This is a genomic window from Sedimentitalea sp. XS_ASV28, assembly GCF_041224545.1.
Taxonomy (GTDB): Bacteria; Pseudomonadota; Alphaproteobacteria; order Rhodobacterales; family Rhodobacteraceae; genus Sedimentitalea.
This window is the reverse complement of the sequence record NZ_JBGFGP010000090.1, coordinates 25,451-49,504: the sequence shown is the minus strand read 5'-3', so window position 1 is coordinate 49,504 and position 24,054 is coordinate 25,451. Positions and strand designations below refer to the sequence as shown.

The 24,054-nt window shown below is 61.9% G+C and carries 25 protein-coding genes; 15 read left to right on the top strand and 10 right to left on the bottom strand.

The genetic code is table 11. The features are described from left to right. Positions 1-43: 43 nt before the first annotated feature. The 4 genes from AB9K34_RS04960 to AB9K34_RS04945 all read right to left on the bottom strand — a co-directional run bounded on the left by AB9K34_RS04960 (position 44) and on the right by AB9K34_RS04945 (position 4,585). The gene (locus AB9K34_RS04960) at positions 44-1,816 is read right to left on the bottom strand and encodes a hypothetical protein (protein ID WP_369953328.1); all 1,773 of its coding nucleotides are present in this window, start codon (positions 1,814-1,816) and stop codon (positions 44-46) included. Between the two features lie 91 nt (positions 1,817-1,907). Then, entirely contained in the window at positions 1,908-3,467 is a 1,560-nt protein-coding gene (locus AB9K34_RS04955; RefSeq protein WP_369953327.1) for a trimethylamine methyltransferase family protein, read from the bottom strand. 115 nt (positions 3,468-3,582) lie between these two features. Then, complete coding sequence (locus AB9K34_RS04950) at positions 3,583-4,272, bottom strand: HAD family hydrolase (RefSeq protein ID WP_369953326.1); 690 nt, start codon at positions 4,270-4,272, stop codon at positions 3,583-3,585. A gap of 28 nt (positions 4,273-4,300) precedes the next feature. After that, the gene (locus AB9K34_RS04945) at positions 4,301-4,585 is read right to left on the bottom strand and encodes a DUF3572 domain-containing protein (protein WP_369953324.1); all 285 of its coding nucleotides are present in this window, start codon (positions 4,583-4,585) and stop codon (positions 4,301-4,303) included. Positions 4,586-4,680: 95 nt separating this feature from the next. Between AB9K34_RS04945 and AB9K34_RS04940 the strand changes: the two genes are divergently transcribed. The 6 genes from AB9K34_RS04940 (at position 4,681) to AB9K34_RS04915 (ending at position 10,147) form a co-directional block, all read left to right on the top strand. Next, on the top strand, positions 4,681-6,084 hold the full coding sequence (locus AB9K34_RS04940; RefSeq protein ID WP_369953323.1) for a diguanylate cyclase: 1,404 nt from the start codon (positions 4,681-4,683) through the stop codon (positions 6,082-6,084). Positions 6,085-6,189: 105 nt separating this feature from the next. Then, entirely contained in the window at positions 6,190-6,645 is a 456-nt protein-coding gene (locus AB9K34_RS04935; RefSeq protein ID WP_369953322.1) for an N-acetyltransferase family protein, read from the top strand. Then, positions 6,642-8,021, top strand: a complete 1,380-nt coding sequence (locus AB9K34_RS04930) for a DUF2927 domain-containing protein (protein WP_369953321.1) — start codon at positions 6,642-6,644, stop codon at positions 8,019-8,021. The genes AB9K34_RS04935 and AB9K34_RS04930 overlap by 4 nt, the downstream gene beginning before the upstream one ends. A gap of 7 nt (positions 8,022-8,028) precedes the next feature. Beyond that, the gene (locus tag AB9K34_RS04925; protein WP_369953320.1) at positions 8,029-8,196 is read left to right on the top strand and encodes a hypothetical protein; all 168 of its coding nucleotides are present in this window, start codon (positions 8,029-8,031) and stop codon (positions 8,194-8,196) included. Positions 8,197-8,200: 4 nt separating this feature from the next. Then, a complete protein-coding gene (locus AB9K34_RS04920; protein ID WP_369953319.1) occupies positions 8,201-9,385 on the top strand; it encodes a VWA domain-containing protein in 1,185 nt (394 codons plus the stop codon). A gap of 72 nt (positions 9,386-9,457) precedes the next feature. Beyond that, positions 9,458-10,147, top strand: coding sequence for a M48 family metalloprotease (locus tag AB9K34_RS04915; protein ID WP_369953318.1), 690 nt, complete (start codon positions 9,458-9,460; stop codon positions 10,145-10,147). An 8-nt stretch (positions 10,148-10,155) separates the two neighbouring features. Here AB9K34_RS04915 and AB9K34_RS04910 read toward each other — a convergent pair whose 3' ends face one another. Genes AB9K34_RS04910 through AB9K34_RS04895 form a run of 4 tightly spaced genes read right to left on the bottom strand, consistent with a single transcriptional unit; the run spans position 10,156 to position 15,010 of the window. After that, complete coding sequence (locus AB9K34_RS04910) at positions 10,156-10,698, bottom strand: RSP_2648 family PIN domain-containing protein (protein WP_369953317.1); 543 nt, start codon at positions 10,696-10,698, stop codon at positions 10,156-10,158. After that, positions 10,695-11,903, bottom strand: coding sequence for an RSP_2647 family RNA methyltransferase (locus AB9K34_RS04905; protein WP_369953316.1), 1,209 nt, complete (start codon positions 11,901-11,903; stop codon positions 10,695-10,697). Before AB9K34_RS04905 ends, AB9K34_RS04910 begins: the two co-directional genes overlap by 4 nt. Positions 11,904-11,957: 54 nt before the next feature. Then, positions 11,958-12,230, bottom strand: coding sequence for a hypothetical protein (locus AB9K34_RS04900; RefSeq protein ID WP_369953315.1), 273 nt, complete (start codon positions 12,228-12,230; stop codon positions 11,958-11,960). After that, positions 12,227-15,010 carry a bifunctional [glutamine synthetase] adenylyltransferase/[glutamine synthetase]-adenylyl-L-tyrosine phosphorylase gene (locus AB9K34_RS04895; protein ID WP_369953314.1) on the bottom strand — a complete coding sequence of 928 codons (2,784 nt, stop codon included), beginning with the start codon at positions 15,008-15,010 and terminating at the stop codon, positions 12,227-12,229. The genes AB9K34_RS04900 and AB9K34_RS04895 overlap by 4 nt, the downstream gene beginning before the upstream one ends. An 83-nt stretch (positions 15,011-15,093) precedes the next feature. Between AB9K34_RS04895 and AB9K34_RS04890 the strand changes: the two genes are divergently transcribed. The 6 genes from AB9K34_RS04890 (at position 15,094) to ilvN (ending at position 20,296) form a co-directional block, all read left to right on the top strand. Beyond that, the gene (locus tag AB9K34_RS04890; protein WP_369953312.1) at positions 15,094-15,561 is read left to right on the top strand and encodes a YbaK/EbsC family protein; all 468 of its coding nucleotides are present in this window, start codon (positions 15,094-15,096) and stop codon (positions 15,559-15,561) included. Positions 15,562-15,673: 112 nt separating this feature from the next. Further along, positions 15,674-16,102, top strand: a complete 429-nt coding sequence (locus AB9K34_RS04885; RefSeq protein ID WP_369953311.1) for a DUF2852 domain-containing protein — start codon at positions 15,674-15,676, stop codon at positions 16,100-16,102. Between the two features lie 68 nt (positions 16,103-16,170). Continuing rightward, positions 16,171-16,614, top strand: a complete 444-nt coding sequence (locus AB9K34_RS04880) for an RDD family protein (protein ID WP_369953310.1) — start codon at positions 16,171-16,173, stop codon at positions 16,612-16,614. Between the two features lie 64 nt (positions 16,615-16,678). Continuing rightward, positions 16,679-17,500 carry an arginyltransferase gene (locus tag AB9K34_RS04875; RefSeq protein WP_369953309.1) on the top strand — a complete coding sequence of 274 codons (822 nt, stop codon included), beginning with the start codon at positions 16,679-16,681 and terminating at the stop codon, positions 17,498-17,500. Between the two features lie 411 nt (positions 17,501-17,911). Continuing rightward, positions 17,912-19,663 (top strand): acetolactate synthase 3 large subunit, encoded by a 1,752-nt coding sequence (locus AB9K34_RS04870; RefSeq protein ID WP_369953308.1) that lies wholly within the window; start codon positions 17,912-17,914, stop codon positions 19,661-19,663. 72 nt (positions 19,664-19,735) lie between these two features. Then, positions 19,736-20,296: an acetolactate synthase small subunit gene (ilvN, locus tag AB9K34_RS04865; protein WP_369953307.1), complete on the top strand. Its 561-nt coding sequence runs from the start codon at positions 19,736-19,738 to the stop codon at positions 20,294-20,296. Between the two features lie 75 nt (positions 20,297-20,371). Here the strand turns inward: ilvN and AB9K34_RS04860 are convergent, their stop codons facing one another. Continuing rightward, complete coding sequence (locus AB9K34_RS04860) at positions 20,372-20,737, bottom strand: hypothetical protein (RefSeq protein ID WP_369953306.1); 366 nt, start codon at positions 20,735-20,737, stop codon at positions 20,372-20,374. Between the two features lie 240 nt (positions 20,738-20,977). On the opposite strand from AB9K34_RS04860, the gene AB9K34_RS04855 reads away from it, so the two are divergent. From AB9K34_RS04855 to AB9K34_RS04845, 3 genes are all read left to right on the top strand, one after another. Beyond that, complete coding sequence (locus tag AB9K34_RS04855; RefSeq protein ID WP_369953305.1) at positions 20,978-21,775, top strand: helix-turn-helix domain-containing protein; 798 nt, start codon at positions 20,978-20,980, stop codon at positions 21,773-21,775. Between the two features lie 116 nt (positions 21,776-21,891). Beyond that, a complete protein-coding gene (locus AB9K34_RS04850) occupies positions 21,892-23,052 on the top strand; it encodes an aromatic ring-hydroxylating dioxygenase subunit alpha (protein WP_369953304.1) in 1,161 nt (386 codons plus the stop codon). Continuing rightward, a complete protein-coding gene (locus AB9K34_RS04845) occupies positions 23,049-23,264 on the top strand; it encodes a hypothetical protein (RefSeq protein ID WP_369953303.1) in 216 nt (71 codons plus the stop codon). The genes AB9K34_RS04850 and AB9K34_RS04845 overlap by 4 nt, the downstream gene beginning before the upstream one ends. Here AB9K34_RS04845 and AB9K34_RS04840 read toward each other — a convergent pair. Further along, complete coding sequence (locus tag AB9K34_RS04840) at positions 23,261-24,040, bottom strand: DUF2189 domain-containing protein (protein ID WP_369953302.1); 780 nt, start codon at positions 24,038-24,040, stop codon at positions 23,261-23,263. The genes AB9K34_RS04845 and AB9K34_RS04840 overlap by 4 nt on opposite strands. Between the last annotated feature and the right edge of the window lie 14 nt (positions 24,041-24,054).

Here is a 24,054-nt window from a genome sequence, read left to right as displayed (position 1 = left end):
AAGAAAGATCCAACAATTCAAATGCGACCGAGTTTTCAGCCTCTCATTGCGCAGGCGCCAGCAGCTGGCCACCCACCGCCAGCGCGTTCACACCGCTGGGTTGCAGCGAATACCGGCCATCCTGCACCTCGGAAATCGTCGCCGACGGCAATTTCGGCCATCCGAGCGTTTCCGTGTCGAGCACGTCGCGTATCGAAACCGAACTGCCCGGTTGCAGGAACACGTGGCTGATGCGCGTGTCGGATTTATCGTCAAGGTACAGGATCATCGCCTGCTCGCCAGCCGCCACCGATGGCAGGAATGCGCCCTTGACCATCACACATCCGGGGCGGCCATCGGCGGTCTTGCGCCGGCACCCGTCCAGCCAGGCATTGAGCAGATAGGCCGGCAGATTGCGTAGTGTCTCCGGCTCGACCGATGCACCATCCGGTCGGACCGGCATCAGATTCAGCAACGCGCTCATGCGCTCGGACAGGTCACGAATTTGCAGTTCCTCTTCGAACTGATAGCGGTTGGTGGCGATACGCACATCGCCAATCCGCTGCACCAAAAGCGCATTATCCGATTTTTCGGCCGCGGTTTCCAATGCGGCAAGCCCGGCCTCGCCCGCCCGGCCCCATTCATGAGCCAACGGCCAGAGTGCCAGTTGCGCAGGCGCGGTATGGCCGGATTCATAGCGAGCAAGCTGACTGGCGGTCGAAATGCGATAGACATCAAGCAGCGGCGTCATCCAGGCGACGGCCACGGCGATCGCCAGCAGGGCGACCCAGACGTTGATCTGCCGCACCCGCGCCATCCAGCTGCGCCCGGTCAGAACCGCGCCAGCATAGCCCAGACCGTAGATCAGCAGAAAAGACGCCACGGTCATCGCCAATATCCGATCCGGTGTCCAGCCATATTGGCGCACGCGCAGCACCACGGCCCAGACCGCCAACGCGGCCAGGGCCGGCACCAGCAGTGCCAGACACCGGGTCGCCAGTTGCAACCCGCGCGTGCGGACCGCCATCGCATCGTCGCGATCCAGCGCCATGCTGATCAGTGAAACCGCAACCGCAGCCGCACCGATCAGCGTGCCCCCCGCCGAGAACTCGCCGAACAGCCCGCGCAATCCCCGCAACGGCACCGCCACCAGGAACACCGCGATCACCGCCAGCACCAGAGGCACCAGCAGCCGAAACAGGCGCAGCAGCGGATATGGCGACAGGGTGTGACGCAGTTCCTGCATCACGGCGAGCCCGAGGCCAAGCACCGCGCCGCTCACGCCAAAGCGCACCCAACCGGGTCTAAGCAGCGTGTCGATCACCGTGATATCGACAAGATCGAGCAATGCATCGCTCAGGAAGGCCACCAGCCAGAAGGCCGCCACGAACACCCAGGCCAACGCATAGCGCGCGGTCAGCATCCACGCCGCATCGAACAGCCGGTCATAACGCAGCACCGCAGTGCGGTCCTGTAGCCAGACCAGAAGAAAGGGCGTACAAAACAGCACCAGCACCGCCGACACGCTGAGCATGGCCGCGTCGTTGAACAGATCCGTTGCCGCCTTGTAGCGCAGACCCGCAATGCTGATCAGCACGGTAAACGTCGCCGCAAAGGCAAGCCCGCCCGCCAGGGCACGCGCAACGGTGATCGGGCCGCACAAGGCCAGCGCAACGAGCGCATAGCTCGCCACAAAGGCAAAAAGCGCGAGGAACGCGGCGGGCGGCACCGCGGGATCGCCCCAGCGTTCCCCGAGCGCCCAGAGCGCGAGCCCCGCAATTCCGCCGAGCCCGGCCATGATCAGCCGATGCCGCACCGCCTGTTGCTGTTCGGACATGTCCTGAGAATTCCCGCTTGCCATCATGCGGAGCCTACCGTGCCGCCGTGACACTGGCCAGCGGCAATGATGCCGCCGGCGCGGCTTTGCATCAGAAGTCGGTGGGGGCGCCCCCCTCTTCCTTGCGACGCTCGACAAAGGCGGCGAGTTCGTCGCGAATGGCCTCGTCCATCGGCGGCGCTTCGAAATCTGCGATGATCCGCTTGAACAGGTGATGCGCACGCTCCGGAGTCCAGATGGCGCCCGCCGCCTCCCATCCCTCGTAATTCTTCCAGTCACTCAGGAACGGTTGGTAGAACGCGGTCGTATAGCGATCCTGCGTGTGCTGGATACCAAAGAAATGCCCGTCATTGCCAACTGCGCGAATGGCGTCGAGCGCAATCTCATCCGGCCCGGTCGCCGTCAGGGCGGGGTCCATATAGCGTTGAATCTGTTGCAGAACCTCGCAATCCATGATGAATTTTTCCGGACTCGCGATCAATCCGCCTTCGAGCCAGCCCGCCGCGTGATAGACCATGTTCGTACCCGATTGTACCGCGGCCCACAGGCTGTTTGAGGTTTCCCACATCGCCTGTCCGTCGGGCACATTGGCCGCGCAAACGCCGCTTGACCGCAATGGCAGCCCGTAAAAGCGCGCAAGTTGCCCGGTCATCTGTGTCGCCCGCATGTATTCCGGCGTCCCGAATGCCGGCGCGCCGGATTTCATGTCGACATTGCTGGTAAAGGTGCCGATGGCGCAGGGCGCACCGGGCCGGATGTACTGCGCCAGCGCAATCGCGATCAGCCCCTCGGCCAGGGATTGTGCCACCGCCCCGGCCATCGTCACCGGTGCCATGGCCCCGGCCAGCGTGAACGGTGTCACCACCAGCCCCTGACCGCGACGCGCAAGCCTCATCCAGCCATCCAGCATCGGATGGTCATGTTTCAACGGTGAGGTCGAATTGATATTCGTGTACATTCGGGGGCTTGCGTCGAATTCTTCATGCGATAACCCACCCGCGATGCGCACCATCTCCATCACGTCCTCGACCCGCTCTCGGCCGAGGGAATAGGCATGCATGACCTTGTCGGTGAGCGTCAGCTTGTCATACAGCACATCCAGATGCCGCACGCTTGCATGCAGGTCCACGGGTTCGACCGGATAGCCGCCTGCAAAGTGGATACAATTGAAATACTGCGTCAGTTTCAGAAGGTTGCGGCACATTTCTCGCGTGCCGGGAACTTTCTTGCCGATTTCCATGTCCCAGTAATTCGGCGGCGACGACACATTTCCGAACAGGATCGTCTTGCCGCCGACCGTGATCCGCCGATCGGGGTTGCGAGGGGTCAGGGTGAATTGCGACGGGGCCTTGCCGACCATTTCCATGATGAAGTCGCGACCGATCCGCACGATCTCGCCCTCGATGCGCGCGCCAGCCTCGCGAAAGATCTCCAGCGCCTCGGGGTTGAGAATGGCAATGCCGATATCCTCGAGGATCTCCATCGCGCCAAGGTGGATCGCCGCAACGCCGTCTTCCGTCAGCGGCTCGACGGGCCGGTCGATGTTGATCGGCGGGTTCCAGGGCATCTGATCGATCACCAGCCCACCCCGCCGTGCCGCGTTTCCGGCCCGCCCGCCTCCGCGCCGCTTTCGTTCAGTACCATCCGCCATGTTCAGACCTCCGCCACCTCAAGACCATTCAGCAATAGGCGAGGCCCCGCTGCCGGTCTGAACGCGACAGCGGGTGTCGCATTCCGGTTCAAAGCGTCGTAATCGGAACCGGGCCTCAGAGGCCGAGCCAGCCGGGCAAGTGGCCGATATCCGGCAGGACCACATCGGCAAACGGGCCGAGTTCGTTTTCGCCGGCCATTCCGGTCAGCACGCCAACGGTGGTCATGCCCGCGCTACGCCCTGCAATCAGGTCATGGGTGCTGTCCCCGACCATCACAATCTGTTCTGCGGGCACCCCGACCGCGCGGGCAAAGGCAATAAGCTGACCCGGTTCGGGTTTGGCACCGTATCCGCTGTCGAATCCGGCGACGAAATCGAAACAGTTGGCGACACCCGCCGCGTTAAGATGTGCCCGCGCCGGCGTTTCCGCGTCATTCGTGGCCACACCAAGCCGCAGGCCGCGTGTCCGCAGCGCCTCAAGATAGGGTCGCAACGGCACGGCCTCGGCCTGTGGCGCGACCTCGGCCTCCTCGTTGAGCATTGCGATCACATCGTCCCGTGACATTTGCGGCAGATGTGATGCCAGCGCATCCGCCACCTCGGCCGGCGTGCCGGCAATGACCACGCTGTCGGGGTGAAATCGCCCGGAGATCACGTCGAACCCCATCGCGCGCCCCAACCGCGCCGCCTCGGCAGCATCGCCACCGGTGACACGCTTCAGGAAGGCGCTGGCCCAGGCCTCCCATGTGGCGCCGAATTGAAACAGGGTTCCGTCCTTGTCGAACAGGATCGCTGAAATGGTCATGTGTGGCCCCGCTCAAAATGAGTGGTCATCAGGTCCAGTGCATCTGCGCGCCACCGGGCAACGCCGCACGCGCCAGCATCGGATGTTCATACGGAATCGCTTCGGCCTGGCAGAACTGGATCACCCAGGCATCATCCATCATCAGGAAATCGAGCACCGACCCCAGGAACTCCGGTTCTTCCGCACGCGTTCTCAGATCCTGCTCCGAGGCACCGCTCGCCCCCAGGAAGACCGGCAACAGATCGTCCTGCCCCAGCAACCAGCTCAGCGCCCTGAGCGCAAGGGTTTCGGCGGCGTCGGCGGAATACTGCATGGTGCTATCGCTTTTCCCCGGTCGGAAACAGTTTGTTAAGGACTCTCATAAACACTTTGAAACAATATTAACGCAAGACATGAAAGGCGCCACGCGTGCAAGGCACCATTCTGATCGTAGACGGCGTATCCACCAACCGCATCATGCTGAAAGTCCAGCTGTCTGCGGCGTATTATCACGTGGTTCAAAGCGACGGGATCGACGGTCTGGAAACGCTGATTCGCCGCACGCGGCCCGAGCTGATCGTGACGGCGATGACCCTGCCGGATGGCACCGCGCATGACGTGCGGGCGCTGCTGGATCGTGATGAAACGATGCGCAATACTCCGATCATCGCCATCGCCGCGATCAACGACCGGGCGGCGCAATTTGCGGCGCTCAAGGCCGGCATCGATGACGTCTTGCTGCAACCGATCGACGACCTGATGTTACAGGCGCGCATCCGCAGCCTGATCCGCGCCCGCAGCAGCAGTGAGGAATTGCATTGGCACGATCGCTCGCAACCGGCGACATTGGGCTTTGCCGAGCCGGCCGCGGCCGCACTTGCCCCACCATCGAACATCGCCCTGCTGACACATCGCGCGAGTACCGGAGCGATCTGGCGCGCACGCCTCAGAGAGCAGACCAGTCACAGGTTGCAATGCCACCGGATCGACAACATTCACGACATGATGACCGGGCAGCCGCCCGAAGCAATCGTCGTCGACCTGACCGACAGCGAGAGCGAGCCTGCCCTGCGGCTGCTCGTCGATCTCAGATCAAGGGCCTTTACCAGCCATGCGGCGCTGATTGCCATTGTGCCGGAAACCGCCCGCAATCTGGGCGCCGAAGCGCTGGATCGCGGTGCGCATGACGTCCTGCAAAGCGGTTTCTGCGCCGAGGAGCTTGCGATTCGCATCGACACGCAACTGCGGCACAAGAAACAGTCGGACCGGTTCCGCGCCTCGGTGCGTGACGGGTTGCGCGCCGCGATACGCGATCCGATGACCGGACTTTTCAACCGCCGCTATGCCCTGCCGCACCTGGCCGCGATCGCGGGAGAGGCCGCGACAAGCGGCAGCAGCTTTGCCGTCATGCTTGCCGATCTCGACCACTTCAAGCGGATCAACGACTGTTTCGGTCATCCGGCGGGCGACTCGGTCCTGATCGAAGCGGCGCGTCGCCTGCAAAGCCAGGTCCGCGCCTGCGACATGGTTGCGCGGGTCGGCGGCGAGGAATTCATGATCGTGATCCCGGATGCCGACCAGCATGCGGCGACGCTCGCCGCCGAACGGCTGTGCCGCCAGATCAATTCCCTGCCGTTTCACTGTCCTGGCATTGCGCAGCCGATCAACGTCACTACCAGCATCGGAGTCGTTGTCGGATCGCCCTCATCCGCGATGGCCAAGATGCAACCCGAGCAACATGCCGAACTGCTGATCAGCCAGGCCGATCGCGCGCTTTACGGGGCCAAACATGCCGGGCGCAACCAGGTATCGCTGATCGGGGTCGCCGCCTAACGTGATGACAGAGCCGTCAGGAAACGCCCGTAACGAAAACGCCTTGGATAGTGAGCGCCGTTTTTTAACTTGAATGGCGCGGTCGGGTTGGTCAGACTCGGCAGCATGACTGATACGACAGCCATCTCCGTTCGTCCGCTGCGCGCCGATGACAAGCCGCAGTGGTCAGATATGTGGACCGCCTACCTGGCGTTCTACGAAACCAGCGTAGCGCCCGAGGTCTATGAAAGCACATTCGCAAGGCTGCTCGGCGATGATCCGCACGATTTCAGCGCCTATGTTGCCGAAAAGGACGGGGAACTGGTCGGGCTGACCCATTACCTGTTTCACCGGCACGCCTGGAAAATCGAGGACGTCTGCTATCTGCAGGATCTGTATGCCCGACCGGAGCATCGCGGCAGCGGCATCGGTCGCGCCCTGATCGAAGCGGTGTATGCCGCCGCAGATGCCCGGGGCGCACCGACCGTGTACTGGCTGACGCAGGATTTCAACGAGACCGCGCGCAAGCTGTATGACCGCATCGCGAAAGTGACGCCGTTTATCCGCTATCAACGCCCATGATCCGCATCGCGCCCATCCTGCTTGCAACTGCGTTGGCAGGATGCACCGCGAGCCCCCTGGCCGACACGCCGACCCGCGCCGCGATCGCGGACTCCAGCCTGTCGCCGATGAAGGGATTTGATTCTTCCTATCCGAGCGCCCCGTCGCAATCCAACTCCAATATTGCGGCGGATTTCCTGTCGCTGCATTTCGAACTGGAAAGCGGCCGCCGCCTGCCCGTTTTCACCCGGTTCGAGACCCCGATTACCGTGCGGGTTGCCGGTCGTGCCCCCGACAGCCTTGAACCCGACCTGCGCCGGCTGCTCGACCGGCTGCGCACAGAGGCCACGATCGACATTCGCGAGACCGATGGCGCAGAGGCCAGCATAACCATCGAAGCGGTGAGCCGGGCCGAAATACGCCGCGCCCTGCCCCATGCCGCGTGTTTCGTCGTGCCCAACGTGTCCAGCCTGGATGAATATCGCCGCAAACGCCGCAGCCCCGACACCAACTGGTCGACGCTTACGCGGCGCGAACGAATGGCGATCTTCCTGCCTTACGATTCGACACCGCAGGAAATCCGCGACTGCCTGCACGAGGAACTTGCCCAGGCACTCGGCCCGCTGAACGATCTCTATCGCTTGCCCAATTCGGTCTTCAACGACGACAACGTGCATACCGTTCTGACCGGGTTTGACATGCTGATCCTGCGCGCGACCTATGCCCCCGAAATCTACAGCGGCATGACCAAATCCGAGGTCGCGACCGAATTGCCCGATATCCTGACCCGCATCAATCCACACGGCGACCAGCGACCCGCCCATGCCATCGCACCGACCCCGCGCTCGTGGATCGACGAGGTACAGATCGTGCTCGGACCCGGCGCGGGCACGGATGAACGGCGCAAGGCCGCGCAATCGGCGGCGGCAACGGCGCAGAAACTCGGTTGGAAGGATCACCGGCGCGCGTTCGGCTATTACATGCTGGGGCGGATGACCCAGCTGGATGATGCGGAACTTGCACAGCAATATTACGCCAGCGCGCTTGGCTATCTGCGCAACCTGCCGGAAACCCGCCTGCATCAGGCCTATGTCATCACCCAGACGGCCGCCTATGCGATTTCACGCGGCGACGGCGCCGAGGCACTGGATCAGATCGAACCCTATCTGGACGTGGCCGCAAGATCGGAAAACGCGGCGCTGCTGGCGACGCTGATGCTGCTCAAGGCCGAGGCGCTGGATCAGACCGGCCAGGAGGACGCCGCACGCTCTGTCAGGCTGGACAGTGTCGGATGGGCAAGATACGGCTTTGGCACGGATTGGGCGGTCCGGGCAAAGATGCAGGAAATTGCATCCCTGAACCCCCACAAAAAGCGCAACAGCCAATCGAACGGATAAACAGGCCATGATCGTAATCGCAGCTATTCTGCTGGGGGCCATCTTCGGTGTCGTCCTCGCCAGGAAACGCGGCGGGAAAACCGCCGATACCATACAATATGCAATCGCTTCGGCACTGTCCTTCGGGGTCGTCGCAATGATCGCAACGGTGCTGATCGACCGGCTGGCGGGCTGAACCGATGTTTCTTCCCTTCTTTGAAAACCTGCGCAAATCCGGAGTGCCGGTATCGCTGCGCGAATATCTGAGCTTTCTTGAGGGGATGAAGGCGGGGCTCGCGACCTATGATATCGAGGCCTTCTATTATCTGGCGCGCGTGTCGATGGTGAAGGACGAGCGCAATATCGACAAGTTCGACCGGGCCTTTGCCGCCAGCTTCAAGGGGCTGGAAGAGATCAGCTTTCAGCAGGTCATCGAAGCTGTCGATGTCCCCGGCGACTGGTTGCGCAAGATGGCGGAAAAGCATCTGAGCGACGAGGAAAAGGCCGAGATCGAAGCGCTTGGCGGCTTTGAGAAGCTGATGGAGACCTTGCAGGAGCGCCTGAAGGAGCAGCAGGGGCGGCACCAGGGCGGCAACAAATGGATCGGCACCGCCGGAACCAGCCCCTTTGGCGCCTATGGCTATAATCCCGAGGGCGTGCGGATCGGTCAGAAAGAGAGCCGCCACCAGCGCGCGGTCAAGGTCTGGGACAAGCGTGAATTCAAGAATCTCGACGACACCGTGGAACTGGGCACACGCAACATCAAGGTCGCCTTGAAACGGCTGCGCAACTGGGCGCGCGAAGGCGCCGCCGAAGAGCTCGACCTGGATGGTACGATTCGCGCCACCGCCGAACACGGCTATCTCGATGTGATCACCCGCCCGGAGCGCCACAACGCGGTCAAGGTCGTGCTGTTCCTGGATATCGGCGGCTCGATGGACCCGCATGTGAAAGTGGTTGAAGAGCTGTTTTCAGCCGCGCGCAGCGAATTCAAGCATCTGGAATACTATTATTTCCACAACTGTCTTTATGAAGGCGTCTGGCGCGACAATCGCCGCCGCTGGGATGCGCAGACGCCGACCCACGAGGTGCTGCGTACCTATGGATCGGATTACAAGTGCATCTTTGTCGGCGATGCGTCGATGAGCCCCTATGAGATCGCCTATCCCGGCGGCGCCAACGAGCACTGGAATGCCGAGGCGGGCAGTGTCTGGCTGCAACGCGCGCGCGAACAGTGGAGCAGCAATCTCTGGATCAATCCCGTGCCGGAAAAATACTGGTCCTACACCCATTCGATCCAGATGATCCGCGAGATTTTCGAAGACCAGATGGTTCCCATGACCCTTGAAGGGCTGAGCCGGGGCATGAAGGCGCTGACCCGCTAGATCGTTTCGGGACGTGGCACACATCGCTACCGACCACTTGCCGACCGAGCCCGCCGGGGCCATATCAAGCCCATGATCAAGTTCACCCCCATCCTGCTGGCCATTCTGTATGCGCTGGCGATGTACCGGTTTTCCGTCTGGAGAACCGGCAAGGAGCTCGACCGGAAATCCACCGAACTGGCCGACCCGCATCTCAAGCGGCTGACCGACCGTCTGGCCGCGTCGCTCGACCTGCATCGCATCCCGGTCTACGTCTATGAAATCGACCCGGTGAACGGCCTCGCGGCAGCGGATGGTCGGATCTTCATCACCCGCGGCTTCTATCGCAAGTTTCAGAACGGCGATGTCACCGGCGAAGAGATGGCCAGCGTGATCGCCCATGAACTGGGCCATGTGGCGCTTGGCCATGCGCGCCGGCGGATGATCGATTTCTCGGGGCAGAATGCGCTGCGCACGGGGTTGATCATGGTTCTGGGGCGGTTCGTTCCCTTTGTCGGGGTCTGGATCGCGAATATCCTGACCAGCCTGCTGTCGGCGCGGCTGTCGCGCGCGGATGAATACGAGGCGGACGCTTACGCCGCCGCGCTCCTGACCAAGGCGGGCATCGGCATCGCACCGCAGATTTCACTGTTCCGCAAACTCGACGCGCTGACCGAGCAGCGGGCGGGCATGGCGCCGGCCTGGTTGTTGAGCCATCCGAAGACCGGGGAACGGATCGCGGCGCTTGAACATCTTGAACGCAAGTGGCACCGCCCCATCTGAACCCGGTTTCAGGTGGCGAGCGCCTTGGCCAGTCGCGGCAGTCGCGCCTTTTTCAACAGCGGGCGCATGTCCCAGTTGTCGCTTGACAATCGCCGCGCATCGTTCAGAACGCGCTGCGCGACCGCCCCGACACCGTCCGGATCGACCTGCCAGAGGCGATGCAGATATCCATCCGGATCCAGCCGCCCAAGCCCCTGCTCTTCCAGTGCACGGCGCGGAAAATCCCTGGCATTCAGGGTCATGATTGCATCTGCGGAACTTGCCACCGCAACGGCCAGAACATGGATATCGGCGGCATCGGGCAACCACAGGCGCTGCTCCAGCCCTGGCGCGGCGGGGCATTCCGCAGCGGGCCACGCACCACGCAGCATGGCGATTTCCGCGCGCGCCTGCGCCTCGCCCTGTGGCCCCAGCTTGACCGCCGCCCGCGCCCATTCCTCGAGTATGCGCGCCGACCAGACCGGCGTGAAATGACCCGCCCGCGCAACGCCGAGCACCATTTCGCGCATCACCGTCGGGTAAAGCACGCAGGTATCGATGACGATTTTCACAGGCGAAAGAACAGCGATTTGAGATACCCGCTCTCTGACAGCTGCGGCAGCTGAGGATGATCCGGACCGGCAAAACCGGTGTGGATCAACTGCGCCTGCCGTCCTCCGCGCCCGATGCCCCTCGCGCTCGCCGCGTGAAAGCGCCCGAGATCGGCTGCATGAGAGCAGGAGCACAGGCACAGATAGCCGCCTTCGGCCACCAGCGGCGCGGCCAGCCTGGCAATCCGTTCATAAGCCCGCAAGCCCGGTTCCAGCGCGGATTTCGACGGCGCGAACGCCGGCGGATCGCAGATCACCAGGTCAAACCGTGCGCCGTCCTCGCCAAGTTCGGCGAGCACCTCGAACGCATCCCCCTGACGCGTCGCGAAACGCCCGGCCATACCGCCCGCCGCCGCGCCCTGTTCGGCGAGCGCAAGAGCTGCCGCCGACCCATCCACCGACAGGGCCGAGGCCGCGCCGCCCGCCAGAGCCGCGAGGGCAAAGCCGCCGACATGGGAAAATACGTCAAGGACCCGCCCGCCGGCGGCCAGCCGGGCGGCAAAGGCATGGTTTGGCCGCTGGTCAAAGAACAGGCCGGTTTTCTGGCCTCCGGTCAGATCCGCCATATAGGTCGCGCCGTTCATCGGTACCGGTATCGGCGCCGCTGGGGCCGATCCGTGCAGCACGCCCGATCGGTCATCCAACCCTTCGAAGGCCCGCGTGCGACCGCTCGCATTCTTGAGCACGGTCGTCACTCCGGTGCTGGCGACCAGCGCATCGGTCAGTGGCTCAAGATGCAACTCGGCCCAGGCGGCGTTGGGTTGCACGACACAGATCTCTCCGAACCGGTCGATGACAACCCCGGGCAAGCCGTCCGCCTCGGCATGAACAAGCCGGTAGAAAGGTTCGGGAAACAAACGGTCGCGCAACGCCACCGCCCTGGCAAGACGCGCCTCGAACCACGACCGATCAAGGATCGCGGACGGATCGCGATCCAGCATCCGGCAGATGATCCTGGACTCCGGATTGACGCTGACCAGCCCGAGCGCGTTGCGTTTGTCATCTTCGAGCACGGCAATCGTGCCGGGCGTCAGCGCGCGGGTGCGCCGGTCGGTCACCAGGTCGTTGGCATAGACCCACGGAAACCCGTGGCGGATACCGCGCGCATTGGCCTTGGGCCTGAGACGCACATGAGGCAGGTCGGGTGTTTGCAAAGTCACGGTCATGCCGCCCTCTTAGCGGCATGGACCGGATGATAACAGCCTTGTCAGCACTCCAGCTCAGTTTCTCGGACGCGACCGCCAGCCGCCACGGCGTCGGGGCGATACAACCGACGTCAACCCATCCCGCAGCACCGCAGACATCGGGTGATCCGGCAGGGCGTCGGCATATCTTTCGATCAGGTGATGCAGGGCGGCGGCTGTTTCATGGCCCTCGGGCAGGCTCAACGCCCAGTCGAGAAAGATCGACCGGCATTCCGCCCCGCTGATCTCTTCGATCTGATAGGCTTCGTAGATCAGGCCCTTGGGGTCCATCCCGTCCGTCGGCTTCATGGTTCGTCCTCTTGCGGCAACAGGGCCCCGATCAATGCGCCGGCGTCTGCATAGGCGGTTTCCAGCGCTTCGCCAAGCGCATCCAGAGTTTCATACCCGGTGCTTCGACACAGGAACACCGCGCCGCCCTCGCCCATTCCCTCGCGGGTAAGGGTCTGCGCCGACAGCAATCGCGCCGAGGTCTGGACCGACCAGCAGAGGTCATAGCACTCGGTCAGCCGTTTCGCGCACGTGGCGCTCATCCAGTCGCAGTCGACAGCCGCCTGCAAACCGGAGCGCACGTCGCGCGCGCACGACCCGGACAGCAACGCACCGGTCTGGGCAACCAGTTCGATATCCTGCATCCGGCCGGCGCCGATCTTGGCATCCCATATGCCGTCGGGGGATTTGGCCTCGGCGATCTTGGCACGCATCTTGGCGACTTCGCTCAGGACCTGCGCACGATCTCGCGGCAAGGACAGCACCTCTTCGCGGAACCTTTCGATATCCGACGACAGATCCTCGACCCCGGCAATCACCCGCGCCCGGGTCAACGCGAGATGTTCCCATACCCAGGCCTCGTCCTTTTGATAATTCTGAAAACTCGACCAGCTGGTGGCCACCGGCCCCTGATTGCCCGAAGGGCGCAGGCGCATGTCAACCTCGTACAGACGGCCCTGCGACATCCGGGCGGTGATCGCGGTGATCAGCGCCTGGGTCATCCGGGCGTAATAGCTGCGCGTGGCCAGGGGCCGCTTGCCATCCGAAGACTCTGCATCAAGCGGATCGTAGATCACGATGAGATCGAGATCCGACATCGCGTTCAGCCGCCCGGCACCAAGCGACCCCATGCCCAGAACAGCCGCGCCACGGCCGGGCGGATCTCCGTGCTTGAGTGAAAACTGCTGCACCGCAAGTGGAGAGATAACGGCGATCACGGCGCTCGCCAGATCGGCATATTGCACACCCGCCGTTTCCGCGTCGATGAGCCCCCGCAAGTGGTGGACGCCGATACGGAAATGCCATTCCTTGGTCCAGCGCCGGGCGGTGTCGAGCTGGGTCTCGTAGTCGCTTTCACGCCGCAGGAGGCGGCTCAACTCGGCCTGCAACGCATCGACACCGGGCCAGTCGGAAAAGAAATCGCCGCCGATCACCGCGTCGAAAACGCCGGAATTGCGTGACAGGTGCCCCGCCAGCGCAGGAGATGTTCCAACGATATCCACCAGCAGGTCAATCAGCTGGGTATTCGCTTCGAACAGCGAGAACAGCTGGACCCCGGCAGGCAGGCCCGACAGGAATCCGTCCAGCGCAATCAGCGCCTCTTCGGGTTTTGACGTGCGGCCCAGCCGCGCCAGCAGTTCGGGTTTCAGGCGTTCGAAAATCTGCCGCGCACGCTGCGAACGCAGCGCCGGATAGGTTGGCCAGCGCGCCAGGATGCTCGCATCGAAATCCACCGACCGCTCGACAGTGCCCGTTGGTTGCTCCGGCGCAAAGAAGTCTTCGGTCAGGGCGTGAACCTCTTGCAACCGATCCCCGATCCGTTCGAGAAGCTGCGCGGGTTCCATGTCCATCAGACAGGCGATGCGCGCGATCCCCTCTTCGGATTTCGGAATCTTGTGGGTCTGCGCGTCATTGACCATCTGGATTCGGTGTTCGACCTCGCGATGGGCACGATAATGATCGCTGAGCTGTTCGGCGACCTCGGACGGGATCCACCCCTTGTCCGCCAGCGCGGCCAATCCGGCCACGGTTTCGCGCTGCCGCAGGCCCGCGTCGCGTCCGCCTGCGATCAGTTGGCGCGTCTGGGTAAAGAACTCGATTTCCCGAATGCCTCCGCGACCCAGCTTCATGTCATGCCCCGGTATTGTGAGCGCGCCGCCCGTGCCCTTTGTTTCGCGAATCCGCAAACGCATGTCATGGGCATCCTGGATGGCCGCGAAATCCAGATGGCGGCGCCAGACAAACGGGGTCAGGGTTTTCAGGAACCGCTCGCCCGCGGCAATGTCCCCCGCCGCCGGGCGGGCCTTGATATAGGCGGCACGTTCCCAGGTGCGCCCAAGACTTTCATAATAGCGTTCCGCCGCCTCTGCCGCCATGCAGACCGGGGTCACCGCCGGATCGGGACGCAGACGCAAATCGGTGCGGAACACATAGCCATCGGCGGTGCGCTCGCTCAGCAGGCTGCACATGTTGCGCGTCGCCCGAACCATTCCCTGCCGCGCTTCGTAAAAATCGTCGGGATCGAAACGGGTTTCGTCGAACAGGCAGATAAGATCGATATCAGAGGAATAGTTCAGCTCATGCGCGCCCATCTTGCCCATCGCCAGAACGAACAGACCGCCGGCCGTGCTTGCGTCATCCTCTGTCATGCCGGGCAGTTTCCCTCGGTGGATGAGATTTGCGACCTCGGATTTCACCACTATGTCGCACGCCTGACCGGCAAGGTCGGTCAGGCTTCCGGTCACCTGCTCCAGGGGCCACGCCCCGGACAGATCGGCCAGCGCGGTCATCAGCGCAACCCGTCGCTTGGCCTGTCGCAGACCGGCCTTGAGCTGATCCGGCGCGAGCTCTGCAAGCCCGTCGATACATGCCGCAACTGCGGTTTCGGGGTGTTCCGCCGCCTCTGGCAGCCAATCGGACTCGGCCATGATCAGGGCGCGCAAATAGGGGCTGCTGCCCGCGGCCCCCTCGATAAGCAACGCGAGGTCGCCCGACGCACCCGGAACCGCGGCGCGGGCCTCGGCACCAAGTTCGCGATCATGGCTTCGCGGCATGCGGGTCATTTTCTTGCACAACGACATGGCCGCAGAGTGAAGCCGCCTCGCGCGCGCGTCAATGCAGGAACCGCTTGCGAAACCGATCGCTTTCGGGTCAGGTTGCGCGCATGAGCAAAAGCATGAAACGCGTCCGTGCCGCCCTCGAGGCCGCCGGGCTGACCCCGGACATACAGGAAACCAGCCTTGCGCGTACGGCGCAGGATGCAGCCGACGCGGTGGGCTGCGCGCTGGACCAGATCGCGAAATCCATCATCTTTCAGGGAAAAGAGAGCGGCGAAGCGATCCTGTTTCTGACGGCCGGCGGCAATCGGGTCGACGAAGACAAGGCGGCGTCGACAGCCGGAGAACAGCTCGGCAAGGCGGATGCGGCCCTTGTCCGCCAACAGACCGGTTTTGCCATCGGAGGCGTCGCACCGGTCGGTCATCTCGCGCCGATCCGCGCCTATATGGATCCCCGGTTGCTGGACTTTGATGAAATCTGGGCCGCAGCGGGCACACCGCACCATGTCTTTCGCGTGTCCCCGACGGTGCTGAAGCGAATTTCGAACGCGCAACCATCTGATTTCACTTCATAATAAAAGTTAATGTAAAAAACATTCACATAAACTCTTGCAAGTGGCAGCCTCAATCCCGATCTAGGTGATGTGAAAGACATTCACATCGACACACTTCAGGAGAGAGACGACCATGAGCATGATGACCGAACCCGTTCCAGCCACGGCCCATCCCGGCTGGTTTTCCCGCGCCGAAGCCTGGCTTGACAGCAAGGGCAAAGGGGCCTGGATCGCTTCGATGGTCCTTGGCTTCGTGTTCTTCTGGCCGGTCGGACTGGCCCTACTCTTCTACATGATCTGGAGCAAACGCATGTTCAGCAAATCCTGCAACAGCCGCCATTCGTGGAAACAGCAGCGCATGACGATGTCCTCATCGACCGGAAACCGCGCATTTGACGCTTACAAGGCCGAGACGCTGCGCCGTCTGGAAGAAGAACAGAACAACTTCGAGTCCTTCCTCGAACGCCTGCGCGAAGCCAAGGACAAGGCCGAATTCGACCAGTTCATGGAAGAGCGCGCCAAGCAGGCCGATCGCAACCGTGACGAAGGCGAAGCCGCCTGATACCATATGACCTGTCCCTGCATCCGTCGGGGCAGGCCACTTTTCCGTCTGAACTCGGGGTTTTCTTGATGTACAATCTTCCGGATCCGGATCGCCAGCCGGAATTCTACGCGTCTGTTCCTGTCAAGCGCCTGCTGGCCTGGATCATCGACATGCTCGTCATCCTGCTGCTGTGCCTGGTGGGGGTGTTGCTGACGGCCTTTGTCGGCGCATTCTTTTTCGGTTTCCTGTGGCTCATTCTCAGCTTCTGCTATCGCGTCGTGACCCTTGCAAACGACTCCGCGACCTGGGGCATGCGTTTTGTCGGTATCGAGATACGAACAGCAGACGGCAACCGGCTCGACCTGCCCATGGCGCTCGCACATACGGCGGGATACACCGTCAGCATCGCCCTCCCGCTCTTGCAGGTCATCTCCATCGTGATGATGCTGACCGGCGCACGGGGTCAGGGTCTGACAGATGCGTTCCTGGGTACCGTCGCACTCAACCGAAGGTCTGAATTGCGCGCCTGAATCGACACTTGGCGACGTGCAGATCGGTTGTTATCATTTTCATGAAAGCAACAGCGGACGGTTCATGCGACATACTCTACCCATTGCGCCACAATTCTATGTGACGGCGCCGCAACCCTGCCCTTATCTGGAGGGCAGGATGGAGCGCAAGCTGTTCACCTCGCTTCAGGGCGACAATGCCGATCGGCTGAACAACGGCCTGAGTCAACAGGGTTTTCGCCGCTCGCAGAACGTGCTCTACCGTCCGTCCTGCGCGGACTGCTCGGCTTGCCTGTCGGCGCGTATAGCTGTGGATCGTTACAAGCCGACCAAGAGCCAGAAGCGCGCCGCACGGCGCAATGCGGAGATCGAGCGGCACGCCACCTCGCCCTGGGCCACAGAGGACCAGTATGACCTGTTTCGCCGGTATCTTGACGCGCGGCACGCGGATGGCGGCATGGCGGACATGGATGTTTTCGAGTTCTCGGCGATGATCGAGGAAACCCCCATTCGCAGCCGGGTCATCGAATACAGCGATCCAGACGGAGACGAACTCGTGGGGGTAAGCCTGACCGACGTGCTCGAAGACGGGCTGAGCATGGTCTACTCCTTTTACGCGCCCGACCGGCTGCAGCACAGCCTGGGCACCTACATGATCATGGATCATATCGAGATCGCCAGAAACGCCGATCTGCCCTATGTCTATCTCGGCTACTGGGTGCCAGGCAGCCGCAAGATGGGGTACAAGGCCAAGTTTTCTGGGCTGGAAGTCTATGTCGGCGGCGAATGGGTGTCCGTGTCGAACCCCGACCATTTCACCGCCGAAACCCATCCCCTGTCGACCGATCCCATCGCCGAGCAGGTTGCCAATATCAGCCTGCCCGACGGCCGCCCGACACGGCTCTGATCCGTCCCCTGCCCTTTTGCTGTGTGTGGTGCGAACGGCAATGATCGTTCATGCGCGAGGCCATATCCAGCGCGCAGTTGCCTGAAGCGCGCACCAGTTTCCGAAAATGACCGGTGCAACATGCAAAATCACAGCATTATTTCGCCCGAAAACCCGCAAACGCAACAAAACGTCGCAGACGGGGCGAGAGCCGGACCGTGAATTCGCGACGATTGACGGTTGACGCCCCTGTTTCGCGCCCATAATGTCGCCCGGGCATGAACAGGAGTGGTGAATATGTCTCGCCTAGTCGTAATCGTTGGAACCACGCGCATGGGCCGGTAACGGTTAACCATATTACGACCCATGCGCCCCCGCCAAGAACGGGGGCTTTTTTATGCGCAGGACGTTGTCTCGGATGGAGCAAAACAGATGACACGTGAAATGACCGGAGCAAAGATGTTGGTGCAGGCGCTGAAGGATCAGGGCGTCGACACGGTATTCGGATATCCCGGTGGCGCAGTCCTGCCCATTTATGACGAGATTTTCCAGCAGAACGATGTGCGGCATGTCCTGGTGCGACACGAACAGGGTGCGGTTCACGCCGCCGAAGGGTATGCGCGCGCCACCGGCAAGCCCGGCGTGGTGCTCGTGACATCCGGCCCCGGTGCCACCAACGCGGTGACCGGGCTGACCGATGCCCTGATGGACAGCATCCCGATCGTGGTCTTTACCGGTCAGGTGCCGACCTTCATGATCGGCTCGGACGCCTTTCAAGAGGCGGATACCGTGGGCATTACCCGCCCCTGCACCAAGCATAACTGGCTGGTCAAGGATACCAACACGCTCTCGGGTGTCATCCACGAGGCGTTTCACGTGGCCACGTCCGGACGGCCCGGTCCCGTGCTGGTGGACATTCCCAAGGATGTGCAGTTTGCCACTGGTACCTATACCAAGCCGTCGCCCACCGCGTCCCACTATCAACCCCGCGTCAAGGGCGATCTCGAAGAGATCACCGAACTGGTCGCAGCGATGGAAAAGGCCAAGCGCCCGGTTTTCTATACCGGCGGCGGCGTGATCAATTCCGGCCCCGCAGCGAGCCAGCTTCTGCGCGAACTCGTGGACGCGACCGGCTTTCCCATCACCTCGACATTGATGGGGCTTGGCGCCTATCCGGCGTCCGGCAAGAACTGGCTCGGGATGCTCGGGATGCACGGGCTCTACGAAGCGAACCTCGCGATGCATGATTGTGACCTGCTAATCAATATCGGGGCCCGGTTCGACGACCGGATCACCGGACGGATCGACGCCTTCAGCCCCAAGTCGATCAAGGCACATGTCGATATCGATCCGAGTTCGATCAACAAGGTCATCAAGACCGATATTCCCATCGTCGGCGACGTGGCGCATGTGCTTGAGGACATGTTGAAAGTCTGGAAGTCGCGCGGGCGCAAGACCAACGCGGAAGCGGTGGCCAAGTGGCACATGAAGATCAACGACTGGCGAAAGGTCGATTGCCTTGCCTTCACCGCTGGCGACAAGACCATCAAGCCTCAGCAGGCGCTGGCGCGGCTCGAAGCGCTGACCAAGGGGCGCGATCGCTATATCACGACCGAGGTCGGCCAGCATCAGATGTGGGCGGCGCAGTACCTGACCTTCGAGGATCCGAACCGCTGGATGACATCCGGCGGGCTGGGCACGATGGGCTATGGTTTCCCGGCATCGATCGGTGTGCAGATGGCGCATCCCGAAAGCCTCGTGATCAACGTCGCCGGCGAGGCCAGCTGGTTGATGAACATGCAGGAAATGGGGACTGCGGTGCAGTATCGCCTGCCGGTCAAGCAGTTCATCCTGAACAACGAACGCCTTGGCATGGTGCGCCAGTGGCAGGAACTCCTGCATGGCGAACGCTATTCGCACAGCTGGTCCGAGGCGCTGCCCGATTTCGTGAAACTCGCCGAAGCCTTTGGCGCCAAGGGCATCATCTGCAAGGATCCGGCGGATCTCGATGACGCGATCATGGAAATGATCAACCATGACGGCCCGGTGATCTTTGATTGCCTCGTCGAAAAGCACGAAAACTGCTTCCCGATGATCCCCTCGGGCAAGGCGCATAACGAAATGTTGCTGGGCGAAGCGGAAACCCAGGGCGTGATCCAGGCTGGCGGCGCGGTTCTGGTCTAGGACGCGATCCCGAAATCGGTGAACGGGCGCTGCGGCGCCCGACATTCGGAACATCTCAGGAGTATGGACATCATGTCTGCCCTACACATCAAAAAAGGCGCGACCAAGCATTCGGCCTATAACCTGCGCCCAAGCTTTTCGGACGTTCAGGAACGACACACGATCGCGGTTCTGGTCGAAAACGAACCCGGCGTTCTGGCGCGGGTGATTGGTCTGTTTTCCGGACGCGGGTATAACATCGAAAGCCTGACCGTTGCCGAGGTCGACCACACCGGCCACCTGAGCCGGATCACCATCGTCACCACCGGTACGCCGCAGGTCATCGAACAAATCAAGGCACAGCTGGGCCGCATCGTTTCGGTGCATGAAGTCCACGATCTCACGGTCGAAGGGGCGTCGGTCGAGCGGGAACTGGCGATGCTCAAGGTCGTTGGCGACGGGGAAAAACGCGTCGAGGCGCTGCGCCTTGCCGATATCTTCCGCGCCAATGTGGTCGACAGCACGCTGAACAGCTTTGTCTTCGAGATTACCGGCGCCCCGGAAAAGATCGACGCCTTTGCCGATCTGATGCGACCACTGGGCCTGTCCGAGATCGCACGGACCGGGATTGCCGCGTTGATGCGTGGCGATTGATGACAAGAATTCTCTGAGGGCGAGAGGTCCCTCGCCCTGAGCGTCTGCCGCGACGCTCAGAACATCAGCACCAAATCAGGCCCGTCCGAAGGTAACCGTGCCGCGTCGATCACGTCCGGTCCGACGCCGAGCCGTGAAGGGTATTATCTTGGCGGAACCACGCTGCTTGTGCATGGGAGTGGCAGGGGAAACCCGGACCTGTCCGGCCGTTTCCAGCGACTCGGGCAGCTCCGGAAAGACGCCCTCGGCAATCAACCTGGGATTGTGCGCAAATCGCATGTTGCGGTCCATGGTCAGGTCGAATTCGACCCAATCTCCGGCATCCATCGACACCATTTGTGCATCATTGGTCGATCGATAAAATGCAAGATCCCCATGATCTTCGCACCATATTACCGCTTTGTGATCTTCCTCGTCACTCCAGAGAACTACGCCAAACATGATCCATCCCACTAAATCTCTCTATACTAAGTTTGAGCCAATTCTGTACAATCAGACATGGAAAACCTTGCGTCGTGCTATTGCATTTTGTGTCTGAAACTATAGCTTACCGATACATGTTGGCGTCACACCTGACTCTAATTGGCGTCAAAGCACGAAATCGGATCTCAAGTAGGGTGTTTTCATTCATACTGCTTGGGTGCAGCCCAGGTGCAGTCGCACTTCAACAAAGGAGGCTCCATGTCCAAATCGACACGATCTCCGGCTGAATTGCGCAACATGTTTGGCGCAAATCTGCGCATCCTGTCGAAAAACTATCCCTCGATCTCAGAACTCGCGCGGCAGCTTGGCATCAACCGGACACAGTTCAACCGATACTTGTCTGGAGAGAGTTTTCCACGGCCCGATGTCCTTGACCGGATATGCGACTTTTTCGATGTCGATGCCCGCATCCTGCTCGATCCGGTCGATACCCTGAACACCGGCGGTTCCATTCTCAACGGGCCGATACTGTCGCAATTCACCGGTCCCGGAGTCAGCGACGTGAACGAAGACGTGTTTCCCAGCGGGTTCTACCGGTTTTCGCGACGCAGTTTCATCAACGAAAGCCAGTTCATCGTCGGGCTGGTGCATGTCTTCCGATACACCAATCACGTCTACGTGCGTGGCTACGAAGCCCGCGAGGCGATGCGCCAGCAGGGCCTGCCCATCGACGCCCGGGCACGGGAATTCCGTGGCTATGCGATCCGGCAGGAAGATGGCGTCGCATTGATGATCTCACGGCGCAAGGCGATGACCAGTTCCTTCAATTACCTGGCACGGGTCGCTTCGTTCGAGAACAATTACTGGGTTGGCTACGTGACCCGCACGGTGCGCGAGAGCACCACCGGAACCCGGGTTACGCGCATGGTCTATGAACATCTTGGCGGCGGTTGGGGCGGCGTTCTCGATGCGGCCCGTCATACCGGGTTCAAGACCGAAGAGGAACTGCTCCCGTTCCACCGCCGGCTTCTGCAACCCGCAGACCCGTTTCGCTGACCTTACAGGGCCGCCCAACCGGTTCGGTGTCGCGGTGAGAGAACTTTCGTCGCAAAGAGAGCGGATGAGGCATGGCTTTGCCGGATACAAATTCGGGGCAAGCCAAGGAGAGCCACATGCCAAATCCCCTTTCGGATCTGTCCGCCGTTCGCCGCCCGATCACCCACGCACAGGGGTTGCCAAACGCCCATTACACCGATGCGGGCGTGTTCGAGGAAGAGAAACAGGCCCTGCTGTTTTCGCAATGGGCCGGTCTTGCCGCCGAGGCGGATGTGCCCGAACCGGGCGATGCGGTCCCGATGAGCTTTCTGGGAGTACCGCTGCTCCTGATCCGCGACAAGCAGGGTCAGGTCCGGGTGTTCCAGAACACCTGCCGCCATCGTGGCATGATCCTCGTCGAGGAACCTCGCAAGATCGAGGGCGCGATCCGCTGCCCCTATCACAGCTGGTGTTACGCCACGGACGGGCGGCTTGTCAGCACCCCTCATGTGGGCGGGCCGGGGCAGAACACCCATGACGGGATCGACCGGGCCACACTGGGCCTGATCGAGGTGCGCAGCCACCTGTGGTTCGGTGTGGTCTGGATAAACCTCTCCGGTGATGCACCGGCATTCGAGGTCGCGATGTCGGACCTGCTCCAACGCTGGTCCGAATTCGACCATCCCCTGTTTCATGGCGGTGCCGAAAGCCGGTTCCAGCTTGAGGTGGATTGCAACTGGAAGCTCGCGGTCGAAAATTATTGCGAGAGCTATCACCTGCCCTGGGTTCATCCCGGCCTGAACAGCTATTCGCGGCTGGAAGATCATTATCACATTGAACAGCCCGGAGAATATTCCGGACAAGGCACCCTGGTCTATCGTCAGATCCGCGACGAGAACGGCGATGTCTTTCCCGATTTCGAGGCGCTGAGCAACAAATGGAATACCGCTGCGGAATATGTCGCGGCCTATCCGAATGTCCTGCTTGGCGTGCACCGCGATCACGCCTTTGCAATCATCCTGGTGCCGGATGCCGTCGGTCACACCACCGAACATGTGCATATCTTCTACGCCCGGCCGTCCACCGACGAAGGGCTGCGCGCGCGCAACGCGCAGCAGTGGAAGACCGTATTCGAAGAGGACATCTTTGTCGTTGAAGGCATGCAGCGTGGTCGCCTGGCCCCCGGTTTCGACGGCGGCAGATTTTCACCGGCGATGGATGGGCCGACGCATCTGTTTCACGATTGGGTCGCCGGCAAGCTCGAAACCCACCGCGCCCAGTCCCGCGCCGCCGAATGACGGATCTGGACGAACGGTTGCTGGCGGCCCATGCCGCCCGCGACCACCGCGCCCTGGTCGATCTGTATCGCGAGGCGGCAGAGACAGCAAAAACCCCGGATGCGGCGGGCTTTTACCTGACCCACGCCTATGTGTTCGCGTTGGAACAGGATCACCCGGCAGCGCCGGCGCTGCGCGCCCGCCTGGTCAGCGAAGGCCGCGAGCCCGCCTAGCCGCCAGCGACGTCCTTGAGCTGGTCATACAGGTGCCAGGTAGCATGACCGAGCAGCGGCAGCACCAGAAACAGGCCCAGGAACCAAGGCAACAGGGCGGCAAAACTCGCCACCGCGATGAACGCCGCCCAGAGCAGCATCGGCAGCGGGTGCGCCGTGACATATTTGAAGCTGGTGATCATCGCGGTCACGAAATCCACCTCGCGATCGAGCAACAACGGAAGCGACAAAACGGTTATCATGTAGAGCAGCAGCGCAAACAACGCGCCGACAACCGTGCCGACCGCCAGCATCATCAGCCCGTTCATCGTCAGGAACACATCGAAGGAGGTCGAGATATTGGTCATCGTCGACAGGCCCAGGAACAGCGCGAATATCATGTGGCCGATAAAGAACCACCACAGGAACACCACGATGATGATGGCGCAGATCGACGGGAGTTGCCGTCGGCTCTGATGAATGACCACGCCGAGTATGCCGCCCCAGTCCAACGGGATACCCTTTTCCAGCCGGCGGGAGACCTCGTAAAGACCGACGGCGGCAAAGGGACCGATCAGCGGGAAGCCGATGGCCGCCAGCACCAGCCAGAAGGTCGTGCCGGTGCGGGCGGTGATCAGTGTCATCAGCCAACCTGCAAGAACGTAGAACGCGGCAAAGACCAGCCCATAGACCGGTGCGCGGCGAAAATCCCGCCAGCCGCGTCGAAGTGCGGTGCGCAGGATCCCGCCAGACACAGGCTGCAACGGCGGCACACCATGTTCGAGTGTTTGCTCCATTCCCTCTCCTCCCC